This is a genomic window from Natrinema soli (assembly GCF_028618695.1).
The window spans coordinates 1-1,707 of the sequence record NZ_JAQIVI010000826.1 but is presented as its reverse complement, the minus strand read 5'-3'; the positions used below and the strand labels follow the sequence as shown (position 1 = coordinate 1,707).

The 1,707-nt window shown below is 66.5% G+C and carries 2 protein-coding genes; one reads left to right on the top strand and one right to left on the bottom strand.

Annotated elements, in window-relative coordinates:
* On the bottom strand, window positions 1-640 hold a 640-nt coding region (locus tag PGX04_RS33465; protein WP_465263871.1), incomplete at its 3' end, for a DUF8167 domain-containing protein.
* A gap of 125 nt (window positions 641-765) precedes the next feature.
* On the opposite strand from PGX04_RS33465, the gene PGX04_RS33460 reads away from it, so the two are divergent.
* The coding region (locus tag PGX04_RS33460; protein ID WP_273742412.1) for an ion channel at window positions 766-1,707 on the top strand (942 nt) is incomplete at its 3' end.

Genomic DNA, 1,707 nt, shown 5'->3' with positions numbered 1-1,707 from the left:
CGTGTCGCGAGAGGGTTCCGGACGGTGGTGCCGCGACGATAGTCGCCCGGCCCCGTTCGTCCATGGCGATGTCGACGTCCGCGAGGTCGTGGTCCGTCCGCAGCCGTTCCTCGATCCGGGCCTCGAGCTCCGAGAGGGGGAGATCGGCCGGGAGCCGCCACGAGCCGGCTTTGAGGGCCTCTCGGAGGGACGGCGACAGCGGGGGATAGCCTTCCATGTCGCGGATCTCACCGGTGGGGCGGACCGTCACTTGCCCGACCGAGCCGACGAGTTCGACGACGTCGGCGGAGAGCGTCCGTTGCCGGAGACGGGTAAAGGAGAGCCGGCGCGGGAGCTCCGCGCCGAGTTTATCGCCCTGATTGTGGGCGTACAGTGCGAGCATGAGGACGACCAGCACGGCTATCAGCAGCCGCGGTGACTGGGCGATGGTCGGTTCGACGAGTCCTAACAGGCCGCCCTGCACGCTGGCGATCGATAGCGCGAGGACGACGACACCGAACCCGGGTATCGTCACACCGGTGAAATACCGCACGAGAAAGCCGAGCGAGCCGGCGACGAACGCGGGGACGATACCGGTCAGAAGACCGAGGTAGAGGCCGAGCAGCACTTCGACCGGTAGATTGCCCGGAATCGATTGCATTGTGGAGGAGTGGGACGGGATCGTTAAATTTGCACCGGCAGAAGCGTCCCCTCCGGGTTCGGTACACGGCCCCGGCCGGAAGCGAGACGGAGACGTTTAACTAACACCACGGCCGACCGGTGTGTATGGTCGACAGCCGGTCGCCTCGAGCGCGACTCCCCGAGAACTGGCGGCGAGTCTTCACGACGCGCGCAGCCATCGTGCTCGTCCTGCTCGTCGCGCTGCTCTCCGTTGGGACCGCAGTCGTCAACATCGGGACCAACGCCGTGGGCGGCCCGCTCGAGGAATACGTCCCCGTCGCGGTCCGGAGCGCCGCCGCCTTCACCGGCGCGCTGACCGGGTTCATGATGGTCGGGAGCGCGCTCGCGCTCCGACGCGGCCTCCGAGTCGGCTGGTGGGCGTCGCTGTTGTTGCTCCCGCTGACTGCCGCGCAAGGACTGCTCCAGTCGAGCCCGTACTCGTTCCCGCTGGTCGTCCTCTCGCTCGTTTCGATGCCGACGCTGCTGGTGACCCGCAAGCGGTTCGACAAACCGCTCGCCCTGTCGACGACGCAGATCGCGGCCGGTGCGTCGCTCGTCGGCGTCCAGCTGTACGGCACCATCGGCGGCTACGCGCTCCGTGAGGAGTTCGACAGCATCAACACCATCCTCGACGCGTTCTACTTCACGCTGATCACCTCGAGTACGGTCGGCTACGGCGATGTGACGCCGAACCCCGGATCGGTACAGGGGATGTTGTTTACGATGTCCGTGCTCATTCTGGGCGTTGCCAGCTTCGGTATCGCCATCGGGGCCCTCGTCGGTCCCGTCATCCAGGACCGCATTTCCAAGACACTCGGAAAGATGACCGAATCACAACTCCAACTGCTCGACGAGCACATCCTCGTGCTCGGCTACGGCGAACTGACGGAACCGATCGTCGACGAACTCGCGGACAGCGGCCGGGAGTTCGTCGTCGTCACCAGCGACCGCGAGGCCGCGACGGTGCTCACCGACCGCGGCATTTCGGTGGTCAACGGCGACCCCAGCGACGAGGAACCGCTCCGACGCGCGAAGATCGAGCGCGCG